The following is a 22,519-nucleotide window of genomic DNA, read 5'->3' on the forward strand; positions in this document are numbered from 1 at the left end:
TGACAGCCAATCTGTGGTCTCATAGGGCCACACGGCAATCAATTTCCTCCCTAACTGGAGATGGAAATACATCAATGCTGCAATCGCAGCAATGGACAGGGTGTCTCACGGTCAACAGAGGCGACCGATTGCACGCCAAATGCGGCAAATGCAGGGCTAGGCGCGTTGGGCCATCTCTTCGATCCAGGGTGGGCGAACCGTTGGGGCGCTGAACAAATAGCCCTGGAGGCAATCAATTCCAATGGAGACCAGGAATTCTGCGTCTTCACGGGTTTCAACCGATTCTGCGATTGTCAGCATGTCGAATTCCTGAGCCACTGAAACAAGTGCCCGCGTCAGGCATTGATTGTCATAATTCTTGTGAACACCGCGGATGAACTGACCGTCGATTTTGACCGCATCAAAAAAGAAGTCCCGGAAATGGCGAAAGGCCAGATTGCCGGCACCAAAATCATCCAACGCAAACGCAATGCCGTGTTCCTGCATACGCCCCATGAAATCCACCACCACTTCGGGCATCGACATTGCCGACCCTTCGGTGATCTCCAAAACCAGGCGTTCACCCAACGTGGGATCTTTCTTGAGAAACCGATCGAGAACGCGCGACCAGCGGGAATAGCCGATCGACCGGGCAGACATGTTTATGGACAGGCGGATATCCAGATTTTTGGTCAGCGCCCGCATCCCGTGTTCCAGAGCCAGACAATCCAATTCACGACCGATTTCGCGGTCTTCGACCAGGGGCATGAATTCGCGGGCGGGGATTACCCGGCCAGTCGCATCAAGAACCCGAATGAACCCTTCGTAAAAGGCAACGCCATGCGGTGGGTGGGCTTGCATGACTGACTGATAGGCCAACATGCAATTGTTGTGTTTGACCGCTTCTTCGACCATTTCCATGGTCGACCCATCGCGCTGTGCCACGGCCGCGTTCAGGGGGCTGTCACCCCCGACAGGAATATCCGCTTTGATCATGCGCTTGTTCGTCATCCTGGACCTCACCTTCGGATGCGCCAAGAATTCGCCCAAAGTATGAATCTGCGATTAAACCTCGCATTTTAACGGTTCATGGGGCACAAGGGTTCAAACAAAAGGGGAACATGATCATGGAGCGTTGTGGGTGGGCCGGGTCGGAAGAGATCTATGTCAGATATCATGACACCGAATGGGGCGTTCCTGAATATGACAGCCGCGCCCTGTGGGAAAAACTGATCCTGGATGGATTTCAGGCCGGGTTGAGCTGGATTACCATATTGAAAAAAAGGGATAATTTTCGCGCAGCCTTTGCCGATTTTGATCCAAACATTGTTGCTGAATGGGGGGAGCCGGAGATTGAACGGCTGTTGCAAGACCCCGGAATCATCCGCCACAGGGGCAAGATTGCCGCGACAATCACCAATGCGCAGGCCTGGCAAAGGATAGAGGCAGAGCAGGGTTTCGATACCTATTTGTGGACCTATTTTGGCGGCGTGCCGTTGCAAAACAGCTGGAACAGCCTGTCAGAGGTTCCTGCCAAGACCGCTTTGTCCGAAGAAATTTCCAAGGATTTGAAGAAACGAGGATTCAAATTTTGCGGGCCGACCATCGTGTACGCCTTTTTGCAGGCATGCGGGTTGATCAACGACCATCTTGTTACCTGCCCCTGCCATAACAGGGTCAAGACGTTGAAGCGATAGCGGCTGCGGTGATCCGATCAGTTCACTTCGCCAAAGCTGCGCAGATCCTCGGTTCGGGCGCGGGTCAGGCGTTCCAGGCAACCAAAGTGCAACAGTGGCTGCATGGATCCGCCCGCAGCCAGCATGGTTTCGGCCGAACAGGCCAGGTCGCGATAGGTAATCCAGGCACGTTGAGCATCGCGCAGCAGCGTGACACTGCTGACCTGACCCGAGGGGGCATAGGTGTCGATCTGTTTCGCCATGTCGCGGGCCAAGCCATAGGCAAGGTTCAGATCTTCGTCCGCGAACCGATAGAATTGGGCCGCACATTCGTTCATTGCGCTTTGGGTTTGCGGGGCGCTGCAATCCTGCGCAAGAGCGACAGATGTGCTGCCAAAGGTCAGGACGACTCCCAGAAAGAATAACCGCATGGAAGAAAACTCATTTTGTTTCAGGTGTATGTCCGTCCCTACCTTAGGGGGCACAGCATGACTGTTGCAAATGCGATCCCGCTGCGAAGACGCAAAACATCCGGTTGGGTCTCAAATCAGCCGGGTGGTCGGGTGGTGTGGATTTGCCCAACTGCCAACAGGTGCGGCGCGCAGATCAGACCGCCATGGATTGCACTATCAACATCACGGAGCGGATCCGTCGGAATTGGATTCGCTGCTGCAGCCTCGGACATGCCGGATGAAGGTTCGGCGGTCGTTGGTGCCCTTCGGCTTTTGATTGATGATGTCCGGGTCAGAATGTGTCGCCGGCTGAGCGGGTTAGACAACACAGGCACCGGCGCAGTCAGTCGGGCGAGGGTAGGAGGCGCAAGTGCCAAAGGTCCTATGGGCCAACCGAAGCTGCCTGAACACCGTTAGGCGCCCCAATCCGCGATGGGGCGTCCTGTGATTCAGCCTGACGATCGTCTGCTACTCCAAAAGCGCCGAGATGATCGCCTTGGCGCTGTCGGAATTCCATTCGGCGTCGCCCCGCAGACGGGCGATTTCCCGGCCCTGCGGGTCAAGAATCACTGTGATCGGCAGACCCAGCACTGACATTTCCCGCGCCACGGCCTGTTTGGGATCCTGATGGCGGGGCAGGTTGTCGATGCCGTTTTCGTCAAAGAACTTGACGATACCAGCCGGGTTGTTCCGCCCGGTGGCCAGGGTCAGAACCTCAAAGTCGTCCCCGCCGAATTCGGCCTGGAGTTCGGAGATCTGCGGCATTTCCTTGCGGCAGGGCGCGCACCATGTGGCCCAGAAGTTCAACAGAACATACTTGCCCTTATAGTCTTCGAGCGTCGCTGTGCCCTGGTCGTCTTCCAGGAAAAAGGCGGCCTTGGACGTCTCTTTGGGCGCGGCATGGAACACCAGTTTCTTCATGCTGCCTTCGCGCAAGGCTTCGAGCGACGCGACATCAGCAGCAAGAGAGGCATTTGCACCCAAGGCAAGGGCCATATAAAGGGTGATCAGACGAAAAAGACGCATAGCAACTCCGGGTTTCCAACATGACTGACCAATCCTCGAACCAGATGTGGGGCGGCCGCTTTGCCGCTGGACCTGACGCGATCATGGAGGCAATCAATGCCTCGATCGGATATGACCAGCGGATGGCAGCCCAGGACATTGCCGGGTCGAGAGCCCATGCCGCCATGTTGGCCGCCACGGGCGTGATTACCGATAACGATGCAGACGCCATTCGGGAAGGCCTGCTCACCGTTTTGTCAGAAATCGAAAGCGGCACGTTCCAGTTTTCTACCGCGTTGGAAGACATCCACATGAATGTGGAGGCGCGGCTCAAGGAAATTATCGGTGAACCGGCAGGGCGTCTGCACACCGGTCGGTCCCGCAATGACCAGGTGGCGACCGATTTCAAACTGTGGGTGCGTGACCAGTTGGACGCTGCGGAAAGCGGGTTGTTGGCCCTGATCAACGCCTTGCTGTCACAGGCCGAGGCTGGCGCCGACTGGGTGATGCCGGGCTTTACCCATCTTCAGACCGCGCAGCCGGTGACTTGGGGGCATCACATGATGGCCTATGTGGAAATGTTCGGCCGCGACCTGTCCCGTGTGCGCGATGCCCGGGCGCGGATGAACGAATCGCCTCTTGGGGCCGCCGCATTGGCTGGGACGTCATTCCCGATTGACCGCGACATGACGGCATCGGCGTTGGGGTTCGATCGCCCATCCGCCAATTCGTTGGATGCGGTGTCTGACCGTGACTTTGCGCTCGAATTCCTGTCGACCGCTTCGATCTGTGCCATGCACCTGAGCCGTTTTGCCGAAGAGCTGGTGATCTGGTCTTCGGCTCAGTTCCGCTTTGTCACCCTGTCGGATCGCTTTTCCACCGGGTCGTCGATCATGCCACAAAAGAAGAACCCCGACGCGGCCGAGCTGATTCGCGCCAAGGTTGGCCGCATCTTTGGTGCCAATACCGCGTTGATGATGGTGATGAAGGGTCTGCCGCTGGCCTATTCCAAAGACATGCAGGAAGACAAGGAACAGGTCTTTGATGCTGCTGACAACTGGATGCTAGCGCTGGCAGCGATGGAAGGCATGGTCAAGGACATGACCGCAAATGTCGACAGCCTGGCCGCCGCCGCCGGATCGGGATTCTCGACGGCCACCGATCTGGCCGATTGGATGGTGCGGGTGCTCAAGGTGCCATTCCGCGATGCCCACCATGTTACAGGCACCCTGGTGGCCATGGCCGAACAGCGCGGCTGTGACCTGCCGGACCTGAGCCTTGAGGACATGCAGGGTGTACATGCGGGGATCACCCAGGACATTTTCACCGTGCTTGGCGTCGAGAATTCGGTAAACTCGCGTATGTCCTATGGGGGGACCGCACCTGCACAGGTTCGGGCCCAGATCGCGCGATGGAGAGAGAATTTGGCATGATCCGATCTGTTCTGATGGCCCTGTTCTGTAGTGTGCTGCTGACTGCCTGTGGCGCGGATGGCGAGCCGGTGCAGCCTTCGTTGAACGCCAATGTCGGGATTTCCGGCTCTGGTGCCTATGTGAATGGCGGCGTTGGGCTCTCACAGGGGCCGTTGAACATTTTCGTCGGGTTTTAAGCGACCATATGGAGACGGGGCAGGTCATCGGGCCCCGTTTTCTTGGATTTCCATAAAATCGGAAACAATCCAGTCAAATTTTGGCCATTTTTTCCGTCTACCCTGTCTGTAACGAGCAGAATTGCCGTCAATGTTGTGCCATTGAGGAGACAGAGTATGACCGCCGCAGCAGCAGCCCCCGCCCCCAACAGCGTGCCTACGGGCAAGGCCCTTTTGGCCGCGCCGCAAATGGTCAAGGCACCACCAGCGGCAATGCTGGTTCGCGTGGCGCGCGCCTATGGCGTCAGCCCGATCCGCCAAATGCGCGAGGCATTCCTGCTGAGCCGGGGCAAGAGCAGGCTGTTCCTGAACGAATATTTCTCTTCTGGCCTCTATCACCCGGATCTTAGCTGGCAGGCAAAAAAGCAATATGTCGGCAGTCGCTCCAGCTGGGATCTGAACGCGTGGTTGTCACCGAGCAGCCTGAACGGGCAAAAGACCTTTGTTGCGGACAAGGTCATGTATACCTCGCTGTTGGAACAACTGGGGTTTCGGACAACCAAAACGCAGGCGGTGTTCTCCACGCTGCGCCGTGCCGGAAACATCCCGACGCTGTCCACCGCCAAGGACCTGCGCAAGTTCCTGACCGAAGACGCGGTATTTCCACTATTTGGTAAACCGCAGTCCTATTCAGGCAGCTTTGGTTCGGCCCTGTTGGATCACATGAACGGGTCCGAGATCGTATTGGGCGATGGGCGCGGCATTGATCTGGACGATTTCTGTGCCGAGATCGTGCGCGAATATGGCGAAGGATACCTGTTTCAGTCGGCGTTGGAGCAGCATGAATCCCTGTCCAAGGTTGCAGGCAACGCCATCGGCACCCTGCGAATCGTCACCATCCGGGATGAACAGATGCCCCGACCGATGTACGCCCTGTGGAAGGTGCCGTCGCCCAAGGCGATGTCTGACAATTTCTGGCAGGACGGAAGCATGATCGCGCCGGTTGATGAACAGACAGGGATTGTAGGTCAATGCCGCATCGGCACCGGTCCCGATGCGCGCGACATCGAAGAACACCCCGTGTCAGGTGAAAAATTCAAAGGCCTGCAAATCCCCCATTGGGACGAAGCCTGTAAAATGGCGGCCGAAGCCCACGCATTGTTCCCCGAATTTGGCGTGATTGGGTGGGATGTGGCCATGACGCCCAATGGCCCGTCGCTGATCGAATGCAACGACAACCCGTTCCATTCGCTCTATCAGCTGGCATTCCAGCGCGGCATCAAGAATGATGATTTCATGCCGGTGTTTGAGGCGGCCGCTAAACGGTCTCGCGACATGCTGGATTATCGCAACAATCTGGTGAAAAAGCGCCAGAAACAGCAAAAGACCGGCAAACCAGCCTAGGCTGTTCGCCCGAAAACCCGAATTTCATTTGATCCATGACGCGGTTTTGGTCTAAGCGCGCGTCATGGATCATTTTCTTTATCGCAATGGTACGCTTTTTGCCGAAGACGTGCCCGTCACCGAAATCGCGGCTGCCGTGGGTACGCCGTTTTATGTCTATTCCACCGCGACTCTGCAGCGGCATTTCCGTCTGTTTGACGAGGCGCTGGAGGGCACCGACCATCTGGTCTGTTACGCGATGAAGGCCGCCAGCAACCAGGCGATCCTGAAAACCCTGGCACAGGCTGGGGCAGGGATGGATGTGGTGTCGATGGGCGAATATCTGCGCGCCAAAGCCGCGGGCGTCCCTGGCGACAAGATCGTGTTTTCCGGTGTCGGCAAGACTTCTGACGAGATCCGAACAGCGCTGGAAGGCGGGATTCGTCAGTTCAACGTGGAATCCGAGCCCGAACTGGAGGCGATCAATGCGGTTGCCCTGTCGCTGGGCAAGGTTGCGCCGATCACGGTGCGTGTGAACCCGGATGTCGATGCCAAGACCCATGCCAAGATTGCGACTGGCAAATCCGAAAACAAATTCGGCATTCCGATCTCGCGTGCCAGTGCGGTGTACGCTCATGCGGCCAACCTGCCGGGGCTCGAGGTGATTGGCATCGACGTGCATATCGGCTCGCAGCTGACTGAACTGGAACCGTTTCGTCTGGCGTATGAAAAGGTGGCCGACCTGACCCAACACCTGCGCAGCGAAGGCCACAATATCCGCCGTCTGGATCTGGGCGGCGGTTTGGGTATCCCCTATGTCCGGTCCAACGATGCGCCGCCGTTGCCCGTGGAATATGGCCAGCTGATCAAGGACACGCTGGGACATCTGGGGTGCGAGATCGAGATTGAACCCGGTCGTCTGATCGCAGGCAACGCAGGCCTGATGGTGTCCAAAGTGATCTATGTGAAGTCGGGCGAAGACCGGGATTTTCTGATTATCGACGGGGCGATGAACGACCTGATCCGCCCCGCCATGTACGAAGCCCATCATGACATCGTGCCCGTCACCGAGGCCGAGGCCGGAGTCGAAAGCCAACCCTATGACATCGTCGGTCCGGTCTGTGAAAGCGGCGATACCTTTGCCAAACAACGCAATATGGCTCCGCTGGTCGCAGGCGATCTGATCGCCTTCCGCAGTGCCGGGGCCTATGGTGCCGTGATGGCCAGCGAATACAATTCGCGCCCGTTGATCCCCGAAGTTCTGGTCAATGGGGATCAATTTGCGGTTATCCGCCGACGCCCGACCTTTGACGAAATGATAAATCGCGATACCATCCCCGAGTGGCTCTGACGCGATCAGGTGCAGGCCATCAGGAGACCCTGACCGAATGGCCAGAAAAAACAGGCACCATACGGCATTGACTACCCTGCGCTGGCCCTTGCGGCTGACGCAGGCGGGGCTGGCTGCTGAACGCATCGTACGCGCGTTCTGGCCGGTAATGACCTGTGTGATGCTGGGGCTTTCGGCGCTGATGCTGGGCATACAGGATCAAATCGCGATCGAAGCAGTCTGGATCGGCGTTGTCTTGCTTGTTCTGGCACTTTTGGGATTTTTGATCCGTGGTGCGCTGAAATTTCGCTGGCCGAACCGTTCCGAAGCGATTGCGCGCCTGGATGAAACCCTGCCGGAACGGCCCATCGGTGCGCTGTTGGATACACCGGCGATTGGCACAGATGATGAGGCCAGCCTGAAGCTGTGGCAGATCCATCAGGCCCGTATGGCCGATCGCGCGGCACAGGCGCGCGCACCCAAGCCGGATTTGAGCGTGACCCGCGCCGACCCATTTGCCCTGCGGTATGTCGCGATGTTGGCATTGGCGATCGCTGTGCTGTTCGGGTCGATCTGGAAGGTTGGCTCGGTCGCTGAAATGACGCCAGGGGCCGCTTCGGCAGCCGCCGGTCCGTCCTGGGAAGGTTGGGTCGAACCGCCTCGTTACACGGGCTTGCCCACCATCTACCTCAATGACATCACCGCTGATGGGTTGACGGCACCAGCCGGCAGCCAGGTGACGCTCAGGTTTTATGGTCAGGTGGGGGATCTGGTGTTGGCCGAAACCGTTTCAGGGCGCACCGGAGTGGTTCCGTCGGCTTCGGATCCGCATCAGAAGTTCACCATTGCCGAATCGGGACACATCCGGATTGACGGCACGGGCGGGCGAGCATGGGAGGTGCAGGCCACGCCGGACACAATACCACAGATTTCCATCGCCGGTCCGGCCGAGGCCAAACCCGGCGGCGTCATGGCGTTGACGTTTGCGGCTCAGGACGACTACGCGGTCACCGGTGGCGAGGTTCGTGTCGAGCTGGATTTGAACGCTGTGGATCGCCGTCACGGGCTCAGGATCGACCCGGAACTGCGCGATCCGATTGTTGTGGGGTTGCCGCTGCCGATCTCTGGAAACCGCGACAGCTTTGTCGAAGAAGTCATCGAAGATTTCTCCCAGCACCCCTGGGCCAACCTGCCGGTGATCTTTACCCTTTCAGCCACCGATGCGGCGGGTCAGACCGGGATGTCGGAAGCGGTTGGTTCGATCCTTCCGGCGCGGCATTTCTTTGATCCGCTTGCGGCGGCTATTGCCGAACAGCGGCGCGATCTGCTGTGGTCTCGGGACAATGCGGGTCGTGTGGCACAGGTGCTGCGCGCGGTGTCGCATCGCCCCGACAGGATCATCAAATCGCACACGGTCTACCTGCGGCTCCGGACCATCCTGCGCCGATTGGAGAGCTTTACCGCCTATGGGATGACCACGACCCAACAGGAAGAGATCGCCCAGGCGATGTGGGATCTGGCCGTGCGGCTGGAAGATGGCGATGCGGCGGATGCGCTGGAACGGATGCGCCAGGCACAGGAACGCCTGTCTCAGGCAATGAAAAACGGGGCCAGCGACGCCGAGATAGCCGAACTGATGCAGGAGCTGCGCGACGCCACTCAGGATTATCTGCGGCAATTGTCCCGACAGGCGCAGCAGCAGAATCAGGACGGCCAAAGCCCCGGTCAGCAGCCGGATGAAAACGCTCTGCAAATGACCCAGGATGATTTGCAACAGATGATGGATCGCATCCAGGAACTGATGGAACAGGGCCGCATGGCCGAGGCCGAACAGGCACTGCAGGAATTGCAGGAGCTGATGGAAAACATGCGTGTCACGCAAGGGCAGGGGCAGGACGGCCAATCTCCGGGGCAACAGGCGATGGAAGGGCTGGCCGATACGCTGCGCGAACAACAAGGTCTGAGCGACCAGGCCTTTCGCGACCTGCAGGAACAGTTCAACCCCGATGCCCGGAGTGGCGAAAGCCAGGGCAACGAGGGGCGCAATGGCGGTCTGGGACGCGGTGAAAGCCACGAAGGTCAGGGACAGGGACGCGGCGAAGGGTCAGCCAATGAAAACGGGTCCTCGGGGAGCCAACCCGGTGCCGACGGTGAAGGGTCCACAGGTCCCGGATCCGAACAGGGACTGGCCGACCGCCAGCAGGCCCTGCGTCAGGAGCTGCAACGCCAGGAAAATGGTCTGCCCGGCGCCGGAACGCCCGAAGGCGAAGACGCCCGTGATGCATTGGGGCGAGCCGGTGAAGCAATGGACAAGGCCGAAGACGCGCTGCGGCAGGACAATCTGGCCGATGCCATCGACCAGCAGGCGCAGGCGATGGAAGCGTTGCGCGAAGGGATGCGATCGCTGGGCGAGGCGATGGCCAACGAACAGCAACCTGGGCAAGGCGCGCGGGATGGTGCCCAACAGGCTCAGAATCGCGACCCGTTGGGGCGCAACTCCTCGTCGCGTGGCGGGGCGCTGAACGGCGAAGACAATATGTTGCGCGGCGCGGATGTGTACCGCCGGGCCCGTGATCTTTTGGAAGAAATTCGCCGTCGGTCGGGCGACAGCAGCCGGTCAGAAACAGAACGCAGCTATTTGCAGCGGTTGCTGGATCGGTTTTGATCCGATCCAATCACCTGTTGTCTTGAGGGTTAGTCATTCACCCCTGATCGATCCCAACAAAGGCCCGATCAGGGTATCCAGCCAAACCCGCGCCTGATCCACCAACGCGACATATGCGCTGATCATTGGATCCGCCTGGGGAACTGACTGGGCGATCTGTGGTGCCATCTTGTAAAGCACCCCCATGCCAACCGCGATCATTAGGACCAATGCAAAACCACGGGCAAACCCGCGCTTTTCCGGGACGGGTTCAATCGCGTCCTGGTCTGCGTCCTGATCTGCGGAAGCAACCGCGTTTGTCGAAGATCTGAGTGTGGAATTTATTTCTTCGATATCGGGCAGCAATCCGCGGCGTGATCCGCTTGTGTCTTCGACAACGGCGGTGGGTTCTTCGCCCTTGATCCTGGCCATCCGGTCGCGGGCCTGACGGGCGCGGCGCGCCGGTTCGTCGTCGACCGCTTCTTCCAGTCCCATTTCGGTCTGGGTTTCCAGACCGTCGGGAGTTTCATGCGCGCGGATTTGGGCTTCGCGTTCGGCCTCTTCCCGCAGGATTTCCGAAATCGACGGATCCAGGCCTCGGGCTCCGGTTGCCTGGGGTGCCGGTGGTTGTTGGTCGGACTCCTCGATCACGGGATCCGCAGGGAGAAGATCCAGATCCTCGTCTTCATAGGCGTCGGGGTCGACACCAGTCTGGAAATCACCGTCCTCGAACGGGGTTTCGGTGTCCGCTTCTTCTTCTGTGGGGGGGACGTCCTGACCGGCGTCCCAGTCATCTTCCGCAGCCGGGCGCACCGTGTCCGGTGTGCTGTCGGGGTGGTCCTGAAACCAGGTGTTGCCGCAATTGGAACACTGGACGTCGCGACCTTCTGTCGGAATAACACCATCGGGAACTTCGTATTGCGCACCGCAATTCGGACATGTCAGTCGCATCCTGCCCCTCCTGTACCGTTTAACTGCCTGATTTTATTTTCCCAACAGCATACGCACTTTGTTAGAAACGGGGAAGAGACAATTCACTCACCTTTTTGCGGATCCGGTGCGCTCCCGTTGGGACAGAGCATTGAAACTGATGCCTTACTGGGGCACAACAGCGACAAAGGGACAAGGGGTCGGCCGTGATCGAGCTGGACAATGTGGGTTACAATTACGGCGGTGGTGAGCTGTTGACCAATGTATCGGTCCAGCTGGCACCGGGGTCGTTTCATTTTCTGACAGGGCCGTCTGGGGCTGGGAAAACAACTCTTCTGAAACTCTGTTATGGCGCACTGAAACCGACGTCGGGCAAGGCGCGCGCTTTTAATATGGATATCAAAGGGTTGGACAGGGACCAGATGGCCATGCTGCGACGCCGGATAGGTGTCGTTCATCAGGACTGCCGGTTTCTGGACCATCTTCCGGTTTATGAGAATATCGCTTTGCCTTTGACTGTATCGGGGCGGGAAATGACCCAGGAAGAAGGCAATCTGCACGAGTTGATCAATTGGGTCGGGCTGACCGAACGCGCGGATGCAACGCCGCCAGAGCTATCAGGCGGCGAACGCCAGCGTGCTGCCCTGGCACGGGCCGTCATTCTGTCTCCGGATGTGGTGATTGCCGATGAACCCACCGGGAATGTCGATTGGGAAATGTCGCAACGTCTTTTGCGTCTGCTGGTCGAATTGAACCGGATGGGCAAGACCATTCTGGTGGCGAGCCACGATCTGGCGCTGATCCGGGCCGCCAAGAAACAGGTTCAGGCGCGGGTGCTGCGCATTTCGGACCGACGGCTACAGCTGGCAGGGGCGGATTTATGAGCCAGGGACGCATTCGCGCATTGCTGATCGGTGACGCCCAGGCAGATCGGGTTGTGCCCCCCAGCGGGTTCACCGCGCATTTGACGTTGTTCGTGGCCGGGGCCATGGCGTTTCTGGCCGTTTTTGCGCTGGCACTGTCGCTGGCCTCGGGGCGTTTGGCGGATCGCTGGGCCCAAGAGCTGGCCAAGGCGGCAACTCTGCGGATCAATGCTCCGGCAGATCAACGTGTGGCTCAGACCGATGCGGCGCTGAAAATCCTTCAGCAGACCCCAGGGATCGCGTCGGCCCGGGCGTTGTCCGAAGAAGAGCAGATTGCCTTGTTGTCCCCTTGGCTGGGTCCTGACATTCCGCTGGATACTTTGCCGGTGCCACAGCTGATCGAAGTGATCGAAGGGGAACCGGGCTATGACGCGGCCGGGTTGCGGTTGCGGTTGTCTGCCGAAGTTCCCGGCGCAGTTCTGGATGACCACACGCGTTGGCGCGAGCCGCTGGTTGGGGCCGCCAACAGCCTGCGTCGCCTAGGATTGTTTTCCATATTGCTGATTGGGGGCGCGATGGCGGCCATGATTACGCTGGCGGCCAATGCTGCCCTGGCGGCCAATGCCCAGGTGATCGAGGTGCTGCGTCTGGTGGGGGCGCAGGACGCCTATATTGCCCAGGCCTTTGTGCGTCGGTTCACGCTGCGGGCCTTGATCGGTTGTGGTGTGGGTGTGATTTTGGGGATGCTGGGGGTCTGGTTGATGCCCGAGGCATCGGACGAAGGCGGGTTTCTGACCGGATTGGGGTTTCAGGGTTGGGGATGGGTCTGGCCGATCCTGATCCCGCCTTTGGGGGCCCTGGTTGCGTTTGCCGCAACCGGGACCGCGGCCCGGCGTAAACTAAGGGAGCTTGCGTGATGAAACATGCGGTCCGGTGGCTGGTATCACTGGTTTTCGTGATACAGATCTATGTGGCCATGCTGGTGCTGGGATTGGTGTTTGCTCCCTATGCCCTGGTGTCGCGCAACGGGGCCTTGATGGCGTGCAAGACCTACTGCCGTTGGGTGTTGTGGACTGCCCGCTGGATGGTGGGGATCCGCACCGAAATTCGTGGCGCTGTCCCCGTGGATGAAGTCATGATTGCGGCCAAACATCAGAGCTTCTTGGATATTCTGATGATCTTTAACGCGGCACCGCGGGCCAAATTCATCATGAAGCGTGAATTGCTGTGGACGCCCATCATTGGCATGTACGCCAAACGGCTGGGGTGTGTTCCGGTGAACCGTGGCAAACGTGGAGCCGCAATCGCCAAGATGGTTCAGGACGTCGCTGCCGAGTTTCAGGAACCAGGTCAGTTGGTGATTTATTCTCAGGGGACACGGGTCGCGCCAGGGGCTCACAAACCCTATAAGATCGGTACAGCGGTGCTGTACGAAGGGTTGAACCAGACCTGCGTGCCAGCCGCAACCAACGTGGGTGTGTTCTGGCCCCGCAAGGGGATTATGCGAAAACCGGGGCTTGCGGTGGTTGAATTTCTGGACCCGATCCAGCCCGGCGTTCGAAAAAAACTATTCATGGAAGACCTGGAAACCCGGGTCGAAGCCAAATCAAATGAATTGATGCGCGAAGCGGGGTTTGATCCTGATGGAATATCTCAACAGTCTTGATGCGCTTGACGCGCTATATGGCGATATCAGCGCCCCTGCGATGCGCAAAGTGGCCAAGCGGATGACACCCTTGTATCGGCAATGGATTATGGCCTCCAAATTATGTGTTCTGGGAACAGTCGGTCCAGAAGGCAGCGATGGCAGCCCGCGTGGGGATGATGGCCCCTGTGTGCTGGAGTTGGATCCCGGAACTCTGGCCATGCCGGATTGGCGGGGCAACAACAGATTGGACAGCCTGCGAAACATCGTGCGCGATCCGCGTGTGTCGTTGATGTTTCTGGTGCCTGGATCAAACAATGTTGTCCGGGTGAACGGTCAGGCTCGGGTCACCGCTGACGCAGATATGAGAGCGCGATTTGACAAGAACGGCAAAGTGCCTGCAACAGTCATCGTGATCGCAATCGACGAGATTTACACCCAATGCGCCCGCGCCATGATGCGCGCAGGAACATGGCTTGGTGTGGATGAGAGTGTTGATCTCCCCACGATGGGAGAGATCCTGGCCGAGATGACCGACGGAGAAGAGGGCGGGAAACCCTATGACGATGCTTGGGGCGCGCGCGCGGCGCATACCATGTGGTAGCCTGCCCACCGTCCCTTCACTCCTGTGTCGCGCTGGGTTGCGGCCGTGACAGAGGGCGGAGGAACAGCGGGCAAGAGTGCCGCTTTATCCGATGACGTCACCGATCAGCATATTGGGCTGCACATTGGTGAAATTCGGCAAATCCGCGAGCACAGGCCCGGCAGCGGCCATAGCGGCGCCCAGAGCGTCCTGATCGGCAAAGACAATTGACGCCACAGCATAAAAGGCTGGCGGCGTATCCGGCCCACCGGCAAGCCCTTTGGTTACCAATGTGCTTTGCAGGTGGGGTCCCATGTGTTCGCCCACCAGCGCCATATGTGTGCTGGTGTAATATTCATAGTCAAAGTGGGTGTCGTCGCCGATCGGATAGATGACTTGCAGTGAAACTGACATTTTGAACGCCCTTCATTTTCAGTGTCCCCGCAGTAAAGCGGTTGAGTGTGGAAACGGCAAATGAAAAGGGCGACCCGAGGCCGCCCTTGATCCTGAAATATCGCGCAATTGTCAGCTGTGGATCGGACCGTCACCACAGGCCAGCGCGGCTTCACGCACGGCTTCGGAGTAGGTCGGGTGCGCGTGGCAGGTCAGCGCCACGTCTTCGGCCGACGCCCCGAATTCCATCGCCACGCACAGTTCGTGGATCATGTCACCCGCGGCAGGCCCGATGATCGCCGCGCCCAGAATGCGGTCGGTTTCCTTGTCGGTGATGATTTTGACAAAGCCGCCTTCGGCCTGGCCAACGGCCTTGGCACGGGCGTTGCCCATGAACATGAACTTGCCGACCTTGATCTTGCGGCCTTCGGCCTTGAGCGCGTCTTCGGTGGCACCGACGGTGGCGACTTCGGGGGTGGTGTAGACCACGCCGGGGATCACGCCATAGTTGACGTGGCCATGTTTGCCAGCGATCACTTCGGCGACGGCCATGCCTTCATCCTCGGCCTTGTGGGCCAGCATGGGGCCCTCGATGGCGTCGCCGATGGCATAGATACCCGGCACGTTGGTGGCCCATTTGGCATCCGTTGCGATCTGACCGCGGTCAGTCATGGTGACGCCGATGGTGTCCAGCCCCAACCCGTCGGTGTAGGGTTTGCGCCCGGTGGCAACCAGAACGACGTCGGCGTCGAGGGTTTGTGTGTCGCCGCCCTTCTTGGGCTGGTATTTGACCTTGGCTTTGGTCTTGGTGGTGTCCACGCCCTGCACGGCCGCGCCCATGATGAAGGTGAGGCCCTGCTTTTCCAGGATGCGTTTGAAGCCGCGCTGGACGTCCTTGTCCATGCCGGGACAGACCGCATCCATGTATTCGACCACGGTGACTTCGGAGCCGAGGCGAGCGTAAACCGAGCCCAGCTCCAGACCGATCACACCGGCACCGATCACCACCATCTTCTTGGGAATCTTGGACAATTCCAGCGCTCCGGTCGAAGTCACGACGATTTTTTCGTCGACATCGACACCGGGGAGAGCGGCTGGAACCGAGCCCGACGCGATCACGATGTTCTTGGTGTCATAGGTGGTGTCACCGACCTGAACCTTGCCCGGTGCCGGGATCGAGCCATAGCCTTTGATCCAGTCGATCTTGTTCTTTTTGAACAGGAATTCAATGCCGCCGGTGTTCTGGTTGATGACGTCATCCTTGTAGGATTTCATCTGGTTCCAGTCGACGGAGGGGGATTTGCCCTTGAGGCCCATACCGGCGAAATTGTGCTCGGCTTCGTGCAGCATATGGGTGGCGTGCAACAGGGCTTTGGACGGGATACAGCCCACATTCAGGCAGGTGCCGCCCAGGGTTTCGCGGCCTTCGACCACGGCGGTTTTCAGGCCCAGCTGGGCACAGCGGATGGCGGACACATAGCCGCCGGGGCCCGCGCCGATAATGATCACATCATAGGATGCCATGAGGAAGTCCTTTCGTCAGGAATTGGGGAAACAGGGGGGGTGACATGCGTGCACCACACGTGCACCAGGCGTGCACCCCCCTGACGGGTGTGTCGGGGTGTGAGATTGCGGGAAAAGGGGGCTCTGCCCCCGGCCCAAATGGGCCTCCCCCGGGATATTTTTGGCCAGATGAAGAGGGATGGTCGCGCGCCGGAATGCGGTCCTGTGAGACACGATTGAAGCACAGGAGAGATCCCCGTCCTGCATGGAAACCTTTCAGGACGACCTGAGCTGTGAAAGTGGAGGCAATGTCGGCAAGTTTGAGCATCACGGTGTTTCTTTTGAAGCTGTGTGTTCACCGATCAACTCACCGATTGCATTCTCCGAATATTGGGACTGCGTATTAGGTGGTTGAGCCTCGATAATGGCATCCATAATTGCGGAGAAACCAAGATAGGAGTCTCGGGAGAAGCTGAAGAACCCGCACGACACAACAGGCCCTCCGATCACAAAACAGGTACCATACAACCATTGGCCATCAAGAAGCATGTGGATGCCGATGCTCAGACCCATCAGGAGGGCGGCAGCGCCAAGGCCATTGAAAAGTTCAAATTTTCTTTCCGCTTCAGAAAAATGTTGCCCCCAAACTTCGTTGCCTTCGACTGCGATAAATTTGACAACCGCGAAACGCCTTAGATGAACGGGGCTTTTCCGTTGGGCCGCCATGCCCATGAGCATGACAGCTTCGCCTGCGACGCATGAGGCGAATAGGAAAACGAGAACCTCGATCGCTGCCACACTTGGCGCTTCCAGACCAAGATAGGCAAGAGCTTGCCAAGTCTGCGGCTCTGCAGGTTTGGCCAGGTTTGCCAAGTCTGAGAGCAGCAGTAACAGGATAGAACCCAGGCCAAGGACACTAAGTGTCCTTGGCCACTGGCTCGGTATTCCTGTAAGGGCCATGCTCCTTACAGATCCATCAGCAGGCGACGGGGGTCTTCGAGGGCCTCTTTGACGCGGACCAGGAAGGTGACGGCACCTTTGCCGTCGACGATGCGGTGGTCATAGGAGAGCGCCAGATACATCATCGGGCGGATCACCACCTGACCGTTGATCGCCATCGGGCGGTCCTGGATCTTGTGCATGCCAAGGATACCGGATTGCGGTGGGTTCAGGATCGGCGAGGACATCAGCGAGCCGTAGACACCCCCGTTGGAGATGGTGAAGGTGCCGCCCTGCATTTCCGCCATCGACAGTTTGCCGTCGCGGGCGCGGGCACCTTTTTCGGCGATCGCCTTTTCGATCGCGGCAAAGGACATGGCGTCCGCGTCGCGGATCACCGGCACAACCAGCCCGGTGGGGGTGCCGGCGGCAACGCCCATATGCACGAAATTCTTGTACACGATGTCGGTGCCATCAATTTCGGCGTTGACCTCGGGCACCTCTTTGAGCGCGTGGCAGCAGGCTTTGGTAAAGAAGGACATGAAGCCCAGTTTGACGCCGTGTTTCTTCAGGAACAGCTCTTTGTATTCGTTGCGCAGGGCCATCACCTCGGTCATGTCGACCTCGTTATAGGTGGTGAGCATGGCAGCGGTGTTCTGGCTGTCCTTGAGACGTTTGGCGATGGTCTGACGCAGGCGGGTCATTTTCACCCGCTCTTCGCGCGCGGCGTCATCGGCGGCCACCGGTGCGCGGGGCGCGGCGGGGGCTGGTGCGGGGGCCGGGGTTGCAGCCGCCGCGGCCACGGCGCGGGCGACGTCGTCCTTCATGATGCGGCCATCCCGTCCGGTGCCCTGCACGGCATCCGCGCTGAGACCGGCACTGGCCATCGCCTTTTCGGCCGAGGGGGCGTTGGCCACGTCTTTGGCCGCCGCGGTGGTGGCCACGGCCGGGTTTACCGCAGCTGCGGGCGCGGCGGGGGCCGGGGCGGCACCCGAGCCGGATCCGGAGATCACGCCAAGTTTGGCGGATGCGGACACGGTGGCACCTTCGGCAGCGGTGATTTCGGTCAGCACGCCCGACGTGGGGGCGGGGACTTCGACCGAGACCTTGTCGGTTTCCAGCTCGCAGAGCATTTCGTCCTGGGCGACGGTATCACCGACCTGTTTGAACCAGGTCGATACGGTGGCTTCGGACACGGATTCGCCCAGGGTGGGAACCATGATGTCCGTGGCGCTGGCCGCGGCCGGGGCGGCGGCGGGTGCCGCGGGGGCGGCGCTGGTGCCTGCACCGCCTTCGGCGATGGTGGCCAACAGGGCGTTGACGCCAACGGTGTCCCCTTCGGCGGCAACGATTTCCCCCATGACGCCGGCAGCGGGCGAGGGCACTTCGACCGTGACCTTGTCAGTTTCCAGCTCGCAGAGCATTTCGTCCACGGCAACGGCATCGCCGGGTTTTTTGAACCAGGTGGCGATTGTGGCCTCGGTTACGGATTCACCAAGAGTTGGGACACGAACTTCGCTTGTCATCGTCATGTTATCCTTCGATGCTCAGCGCTTCGTTCACGAGCGCTTCTTGTTGGGCTTTGTGTTGGCTGGCCAGACCCGTTGCGGGCGAGGCAGACGTGGCGCGACCGACATAGCGCGGTCGTTTGTAATCGGCACCGATGCGGGTCAGCACCCATTCGATGTTGGGTTCGATAAAGGTCCAGGCGCCCTGGTTCTTGGGCTCTTCCTGACACCAGATGACTTCGGCGGTCTTGAAGCGTTCCAATTCGTTGACCATCGAGAGGGCCGGGAAGGGGTAATATTGTTCAAGCCGCATCAGGTAGACATCGTCGATGCCGCGGGCGTCGCGTTCTTCGAGCAGGTCGAAGTAGACCTTGCCCGAGCAGATCACCACGCGCTTGATCTTGTCATCGGCAACCAGCTGGGTGTCGGAGTTGCCCTTTTGGGCGTCATCCCACAGCACCCGGTGAAAGCTGGATCCGGTGGTGAAATCTTCGGCGTTGGAGACGCAGAGTTTGTGGCGCAGCAGCGATTTCGGTGTGACCAGGATCAGCGGCTTGCGGAAGGTGCGGTGCAGCTGACGGCGCAGGATGTGGAAGTAGTTCGCAGGCGTCGTACAATTGGCGACGATCCAGTTGTCCTGGCCACACATCTGCAGGAACCGTTCCAGGCGGGCCGAGCTGTGTTCAGGGCCCTGGCCCTCAAAACCGTGCGGCAGCAGGGTCACCAGACCGGACATGCGCAGCCATTTGCTTTCGCCCGAGCTGATGAACTGATCGAACATGATCTGGGCGCCATTGGCGAAATCGCCGAACTGGGCCTCCCACAGGGTCAGCGCATTGGGTTCGGCCAGCGAAAAGCCGTATTCAAAGCCGAGCACCGCATATTCGCTGAGCATCGAGTCGATGACTTCGTATTGGGACTGACCGGCGCGGATGTGGTTGAGCGGATAGTAGCGCTCTTCGGTGTCCTGGTTGATCAGGCCGGAATGACGTTGAGAAAAGGTACCGCGGGTAGCGTCCTGCCCGGACAGGCGGACCGGATAGCCTTCGGTCATGAGCGAGCCAAAGGCCAGAGCCTCGCCCGTGGCCCAGTCGATGCCAGAGCCGGTTTCGAACATCTTTTTCTTGGTTTCGAGCAGGCGACCAACCGTTTTGTGCAGCGGGAACCCGTCAGGTGCGGTCGAGAGCGCGCGCCCGATGTCGGCAAAGGTGTCGGCATCGATCGAGGTCTGTCCGCGCTGATAATCGGCGTCCTTTTTATCCAGATGCGACCAGCGCCCGTCCAGCCAGTCGGCCTTGTTGGGTTTGTAATCCTTGCCGGTTTCGAACTCTTCGTTCAGATGCGCCTGAAAGGCGGCCTTCATGTCTTCGATTTCGCCTTCGGGGATCAGGCCGTCCTTGACCAGGCGTTCGGTATAGAGCGCCAGCGTGGTTTTGTGGCCTTTGATCTTCTTGTACATGATCGGGTTGGTGAACATGGGCTCGTCGCCCTCGTTGTGACCAAACCGACGGTAGCAGAAGATGTCGATGACGACGTCCTTGTGGAATTTCTGGCGGAATTCGGTGGCAACCTTGGCCGCGTGCACGACCGCTTCGGGATCGTCGCCGTTGACATGAAAGATCGGTGCTTCGACCACCAGCGCATTGTCGGTGGGATAGGGCGAGGAGCGCGAAAAATGCGGTGCGGTGGTGAAACCGATCTGGTTGTTGACCACGATATGCATGGTGCCGCCTGTCTTGTGCCCCTTGAGGCCCGAGAGAGCGAAACATTCAGCCACGACACCCTGACCGGCGAAGGCCGCATCACCGTGCAGCAGGATCGGCAGAACCTTGATCCGGTCCGCGTCGTTTTTCTGATCCTGTTTGGCGCGCACCTTGCCCAGCACAACGGGGTTCACCGCTTCGAGGTGGGAGGGGTTGGCGGTCAGCGACAGGTGGACATTGTTGTTGTCGAATTCGCGGTCTGACGAAGCGCCGAGGTGATATTTCACGTCGCCCGATCCGTCGACATCCTCGGGTTTGAAGCTGCCGCCCTGGAATTCGTTGAAGATCGCGCGATAGGGTTTCTGCATCACATTGGCCAGAACCGACAGGCGGCCCCGGTGGGGCATGCCGATGACGATTTCTTCGACACCCAGGCTGCCGCCGCGTTTGATGATCTGTTCCATCGCGGGGATCAGGGATTCACCGCCGTCCAGACCAAAGCGTTTGGTGCCCATGTATTTGACGTGCAGGAATTTCTCGAACCCTTCGGCTTCGACCATCTTGTTCAGGATGGCCTTGCGACCTTCGCGGGTGAACTGGATTTCCTTGCCCAGGCCTTCGATCCGCTCCTTGAGCCAGCTGGCCTCTTCGGGGTTGGAAATATGCATGTATTGCAGCGCGAATGTACCGCAATAGGTGCGGTTCACGATCTCGACGATCTGGCGCATGCTGGCAACCTGGAGGCCCAGCACATTGTCGATGAAGATCGGGCGATCCATGTCGGCATCGGTAAAGCCGTAGGATTTTGGGTCCAGTTCGGGATGCGGCACGGTCGAGCGCATCCCCAGCGGGTCCAGATCTGCAACCAGGTGACCCCGGATCCGATAGGCCCGGATCAGCATCAGGGCGCGGATCGAATCCAGCACGGCGCGTTTGATCTGATCATCGCTGACCGCGACGCCGGTGGCGGCGGCCTTGTCCTTGATCTTTTTGGCGGCGGCCTTGCTGTCGGCCTGGGCCCATTCGCCTGTCAGGGCATGGGTCAGGTCGTCGCTGGGCACGGGCGGCCAATCGGTGCGCGCCCAGGACGGGCCGGTGGCTTCGGCTTTTACATCCAGTTCGGCGTCGCCCATCTGGCGGAAGAACTCGGCCCAGGCCGCGTCGACGGCACCCGGATCATTGGCGTATCTGGCGTACATCTGTTCCAGATATTCGGCGTTGTGACCCTGCATGAACGAGGACGCATGGAAGAGCTCGTTGGGGCTTTGATCTGTCATTGTCGGCTCCTGGTAATATGAAGAAGGCTTGGGGACTTCTTCAAAATTCAATTTCCGGCGGTGTGTCTTGGTTTCGGTGTATGGGGCGGGGGCATCAGGGATGGGGCTGGTGCCAGTTGTGGGGCGGGTAAACCGGGGGGCGGATGTGTCATGTGCCGTCACCTGTGGTGTCGCGCGGTACCGCAAAATAGTTGAACGCTAGAAATGGGTATTGGCGGTATGACCCAAATTGCGCCGCGGTCAGGGCGGGGCGGTCAAAATAGAGATCAAAGGCCGCGAACACGTCATAGTTCAGGTCATCGGTAAACATCCGGAACAGATTGTCTGTCAGGCTGGTGTCCAGGGTTTCGTCCTGAACTGCGCCAGCTTCGAACAGAACGACCGGACGGCATCTGCGCAGCAGGGCAGCAGCGCCGCGCAGCGCGGGGTATTCAAACCCTTCGACATCTATCTTGATAAAGTCGAGGGTGATGTCATCCCCGATGAGATCGTCCAGACGGCGGGCGGGAACGGTGATTTCCTGGGTGTCGCCGCGCCCGCTGCGATCCGCCAGCGAACTGAAGCCCGGTTGGCTCAGGTTTTCGAAAAAGCTGACCTGACCATCGGTGTCGGAGACGGCAACCGCGTGGACGTCGCAGTCGGGAAAGCTGTTGCGCAGCATCGCGGCCTTGCCCGGGCTGGCCTCGATTATGATCAGGCGGCCATCGGGCGCATGTCGGCGCAGTTTGTAAGAGACAGATCCCAGGTGGCCGCCCACATCCAGGCAGGTCCAGTCGGGTTTGATCATACGCGACAACATCAGGTCGATGAACCGGTCTTCCTGGCGCAGAAGGCCCAGTTCGGGATGCCGGATGCCGGTCAGTTCGGACCATGTTCGACGCAGGATTTCGATGGGCCCGGCCAAGGGTGACACCGCCAATTGATGCTTGAGGCGCAGCTTGAAGGGAACGCTGGCCAGCGGAGCATGGGGAGACGGTGCGGCGGTCATTTCACAACGGCCCCGCAGGTCGCAACATCAAAGCGATCAACGCATGTTCGCAGCATGCAATAGCCATGATCACTCCTCCTGCTGTCATTGGGTCGGCGCGATGGATCACGCGTTCAGATTGGTGGGCGGG

At 59.3% G+C, this 22,519-nt stretch carries 20 protein-coding genes; 10 read left to right on the top strand and 10 right to left on the bottom strand.

Annotated elements, in window-relative coordinates; translation table 11 throughout:
• Nucleotides 1–156: 156 nt before the first annotated feature.
• Nucleotides 157–990, bottom strand: a complete 834-nt coding sequence (locus QEZ52_RS05110; RefSeq protein WP_406648410.1) for an EAL domain-containing protein — start codon at nt 988–990, stop codon at nt 157–159.
• Nucleotides 991–1,106: 116 nt separating this feature from the next.
• On the opposite strand from QEZ52_RS05110, the gene QEZ52_RS05115 reads away from it, so the two are divergent.
• Complete coding sequence (locus tag QEZ52_RS05115; protein WP_406648411.1) at nt 1,107–1,676, top strand: DNA-3-methyladenine glycosylase I; 570 nt, start codon at nt 1,107–1,109, stop codon at nt 1,674–1,676.
• A 17-nt stretch (nt 1,677–1,693) separates the two neighbouring features.
• Here QEZ52_RS05115 and QEZ52_RS05120 read toward each other — a convergent pair whose 3' ends face one another.
• On the bottom strand, nt 1,694–2,086 hold the full coding sequence (locus tag QEZ52_RS05120; protein WP_406648412.1) for a lysozyme inhibitor LprI family protein: 393 nt from the start codon (nt 2,084–2,086) through the stop codon (nt 1,694–1,696).
• A gap of 489 nt (nt 2,087–2,575) precedes the next feature.
• Entirely contained in the window at nt 2,576–3,133 is a 558-nt protein-coding gene (locus tag QEZ52_RS05125; protein WP_406648413.1) for a TlpA disulfide reductase family protein, read from the bottom strand.
• A gap of 20 nt (nt 3,134–3,153) precedes the next feature.
• Here QEZ52_RS05125 and argH point away from each other — a divergent pair, with 20 nt between their 5' ends.
• The 5 genes from argH (at nt 3,154) to QEZ52_RS05150 (ending at nt 10,078) form a co-directional block, all read left to right on the top strand.
• Nucleotides 3,154–4,545 carry an argininosuccinate lyase gene (gene argH / locus QEZ52_RS05130; RefSeq protein WP_406648414.1) on the top strand — a complete coding sequence of 464 codons (1,392 nt, stop codon included), beginning with the start codon at nt 3,154–3,156 and terminating at the stop codon, nt 4,543–4,545.
• Entirely contained in the window at nt 4,542–4,721 is a 180-nt protein-coding gene (locus QEZ52_RS05135; RefSeq protein WP_406648415.1) for a hypothetical protein, read from the top strand. The genes argH and QEZ52_RS05135 overlap by 4 nt, the downstream gene beginning before the upstream one ends.
• A 156-nt stretch (nt 4,722–4,877) precedes the next feature.
• Entirely contained in the window at nt 4,878–6,104 is a 1,227-nt protein-coding gene (locus QEZ52_RS05140) for a sugar-transfer associated ATP-grasp domain-containing protein (RefSeq protein ID WP_406648416.1), read from the top strand.
• 64 nt (nt 6,105–6,168) lie between these two features.
• A complete protein-coding gene (gene lysA, locus QEZ52_RS05145; protein WP_406648417.1) occupies nt 6,169–7,434 on the top strand; it encodes a diaminopimelate decarboxylase in 1,266 nt (421 codons plus the stop codon).
• Between the two features lie 37 nt (nt 7,435–7,471).
• A complete protein-coding gene (locus QEZ52_RS05150; RefSeq protein ID WP_406648418.1) occupies nt 7,472–10,078 on the top strand; it encodes a TIGR02302 family protein in 2,607 nt (868 codons plus the stop codon).
• Between the two features lie 33 nt (nt 10,079–10,111).
• On the opposite strand, the gene QEZ52_RS05155 is transcribed toward QEZ52_RS05150, so the two are convergent.
• Nucleotides 10,112–11,008: a zinc-ribbon domain-containing protein gene (locus QEZ52_RS05155; protein ID WP_406648419.1), complete on the bottom strand. Its 897-nt coding sequence runs from the start codon at nt 11,006–11,008 to the stop codon at nt 10,112–10,114.
• A 185-nt stretch (nt 11,009–11,193) separates the two neighbouring features.
• Here QEZ52_RS05155 and QEZ52_RS05160 point away from each other — a divergent pair, with 185 nt between their 5' ends.
• From QEZ52_RS05160 to QEZ52_RS05175, 4 genes are read left to right on the top strand one after another with little or no spacing between them, the layout of a single operon-like run.
• On the top strand, nt 11,194–11,871 hold the full coding sequence (locus QEZ52_RS05160) for a cell division ATP-binding protein FtsE (protein WP_406648420.1): 678 nt from the start codon (nt 11,194–11,196) through the stop codon (nt 11,869–11,871).
• A complete protein-coding gene (locus QEZ52_RS05165) occupies nt 11,868–12,767 on the top strand; it encodes an ABC transporter permease (protein WP_406648421.1) in 900 nt (299 codons plus the stop codon). The genes QEZ52_RS05160 and QEZ52_RS05165 overlap by 4 nt, the downstream gene beginning before the upstream one ends.
• Complete coding sequence (locus tag QEZ52_RS05170; RefSeq protein ID WP_406648422.1) at nt 12,767–13,516, top strand: 1-acyl-sn-glycerol-3-phosphate acyltransferase; 750 nt, start codon at nt 12,767–12,769, stop codon at nt 13,514–13,516. The genes QEZ52_RS05165 and QEZ52_RS05170 overlap by 1 nt, the downstream gene beginning before the upstream one ends.
• Nucleotides 13,494–14,099 (top strand): pyridoxamine 5'-phosphate oxidase family protein, encoded by a 606-nt coding sequence (locus QEZ52_RS05175; protein WP_406648423.1) that lies wholly within the window; start codon nt 13,494–13,496, stop codon nt 14,097–14,099. Before QEZ52_RS05170 ends, QEZ52_RS05175 begins: the two co-directional genes overlap by 23 nt.
• A gap of 84 nt (nt 14,100–14,183) precedes the next feature.
• Here the strand turns inward: QEZ52_RS05175 and QEZ52_RS05180 are convergent, their stop codons facing one another.
• The 6 genes from QEZ52_RS05180 to QEZ52_RS05205 all read right to left on the bottom strand — a co-directional run bounded on the left by QEZ52_RS05180 (nt 14,184) and on the right by QEZ52_RS05205 (nt 22,389).
• Complete coding sequence (locus tag QEZ52_RS05180; RefSeq protein ID WP_406648425.1) at nt 14,184–14,492, bottom strand: EthD family reductase; 309 nt, start codon at nt 14,490–14,492, stop codon at nt 14,184–14,186.
• Nucleotides 14,493–14,603: 111 nt separating this feature from the next.
• On the bottom strand, nt 14,604–15,995 hold the full coding sequence (lpdA, locus tag QEZ52_RS05185; RefSeq protein ID WP_406648426.1) for a dihydrolipoyl dehydrogenase: 1,392 nt from the start codon (nt 15,993–15,995) through the stop codon (nt 14,604–14,606).
• Nucleotides 15,996–16,301: 306 nt separating this feature from the next.
• Complete coding sequence (locus QEZ52_RS05190) at nt 16,302–16,934, bottom strand: hypothetical protein (protein WP_406648427.1); 633 nt, start codon at nt 16,932–16,934, stop codon at nt 16,302–16,304.
• A 5-nt stretch (nt 16,935–16,939) separates the two neighbouring features.
• Nucleotides 16,940–18,439, bottom strand: a complete 1,500-nt coding sequence (odhB, locus tag QEZ52_RS05195) for a 2-oxoglutarate dehydrogenase complex dihydrolipoyllysine-residue succinyltransferase (protein ID WP_406650330.1) — start codon at nt 18,437–18,439, stop codon at nt 16,940–16,942.
• A gap of 7 nt (nt 18,440–18,446) precedes the next feature.
• Nucleotides 18,447–21,401, bottom strand: a complete 2,955-nt coding sequence (locus tag QEZ52_RS05200) for a 2-oxoglutarate dehydrogenase E1 component (RefSeq protein ID WP_406648428.1) — start codon at nt 21,399–21,401, stop codon at nt 18,447–18,449.
• Nucleotides 21,402–21,549: 148 nt separating this feature from the next.
• Nucleotides 21,550–22,389 (bottom strand): FkbM family methyltransferase, encoded by an 840-nt coding sequence (locus QEZ52_RS05205; protein ID WP_406648429.1) that lies wholly within the window; start codon nt 22,387–22,389, stop codon nt 21,550–21,552.
• Nucleotides 22,390–22,519: the final 130 nt, after the last annotated feature.

Origin of the sequence: Aliisedimentitalea scapharcae (assembly GCF_045277565.1) — a bacterium.
In the GTDB taxonomy this organism is placed as follows: Bacteria; Pseudomonadota; Alphaproteobacteria; order Rhodobacterales; family Rhodobacteraceae; genus Aliisedimentitalea; species Aliisedimentitalea scapharcae.

Coding starts and splice junctions, on each gene's coding strand:
- QEZ52_RS05200 (WP_406648428.1), bottom strand. CDS start 21,401: ATGACAGATCAAAGCCCCAACGAGCTCTTCCATGCGTCCTCGTTCATG.
- QEZ52_RS05155 (WP_406648419.1), bottom strand. CDS start 11,008: ATGCGACTGACATGTCCGAATTGCGGTGCGCAATACGAAGTTCCCGAT.
- QEZ52_RS05190 (WP_406648427.1), bottom strand. CDS start 16,934: ATGGCCCTTACAGGAATACCGAGCCAGTGGCCAAGGACACTTAGTGTC.
- QEZ52_RS05170 (WP_406648422.1), top strand. CDS start 12,767: ATGAAACATGCGGTCCGGTGGCTGGTATCACTGGTTTTCGTGATACAG.
- QEZ52_RS05180 (WP_406648425.1), bottom strand. CDS start 14,492: ATGTCAGTTTCACTGCAAGTCATCTATCCGATCGGCGACGACACCCAC.
- lpdA (WP_406648426.1), bottom strand. CDS start 15,995: ATGGCATCCTATGATGTGATCATTATCGGCGCGGGCCCCGGCGGCTAT.
- QEZ52_RS05135 (WP_406648415.1), top strand. CDS start 4,542: ATGATCCGATCTGTTCTGATGGCCCTGTTCTGTAGTGTGCTGCTGACT.
- argH (WP_406648414.1), top strand. CDS start 3,154: ATGACTGACCAATCCTCGAACCAGATGTGGGGCGGCCGCTTTGCCGCT.
- odhB (WP_406650330.1), bottom strand. CDS start 18,439: ATGACAAGCGAAGTTCGTGTCCCAACTCTTGGTGAATCCGTAACCGAG.
- QEZ52_RS05150 (WP_406648418.1), top strand. CDS start 7,472: ATGGCCAGAAAAAACAGGCACCATACGGCATTGACTACCCTGCGCTGG.
- QEZ52_RS05140 (WP_406648416.1), top strand. CDS start 4,878: ATGACCGCCGCAGCAGCAGCCCCCGCCCCCAACAGCGTGCCTACGGGC.
- QEZ52_RS05175 (WP_406648423.1), top strand. CDS start 13,494: ATGGAATATCTCAACAGTCTTGATGCGCTTGACGCGCTATATGGCGAT.
- QEZ52_RS05110 (WP_406648410.1), bottom strand. CDS start 990: ATGACGAACAAGCGCATGATCAAAGCGGATATTCCTGTCGGGGGTGAC.
- lysA (WP_406648417.1), top strand. CDS start 6,169: ATGGATCATTTTCTTTATCGCAATGGTACGCTTTTTGCCGAAGACGTG.
- QEZ52_RS05165 (WP_406648421.1), top strand. CDS start 11,868: ATGAGCCAGGGACGCATTCGCGCATTGCTGATCGGTGACGCCCAGGCA.
- QEZ52_RS05205 (WP_406648429.1), bottom strand. CDS start 22,389: ATGACCGCCGCACCGTCTCCCCATGCTCCGCTGGCCAGCGTTCCCTTC.
- QEZ52_RS05125 (WP_406648413.1), bottom strand. CDS start 3,133: ATGCGTCTTTTTCGTCTGATCACCCTTTATATGGCCCTTGCCTTGGGT.
- QEZ52_RS05120 (WP_406648412.1), bottom strand. CDS start 2,086: ATGCGGTTATTCTTTCTGGGAGTCGTCCTGACCTTTGGCAGCACATCT.
- QEZ52_RS05115 (WP_406648411.1), top strand. CDS start 1,107: ATGGAGCGTTGTGGGTGGGCCGGGTCGGAAGAGATCTATGTCAGATAT.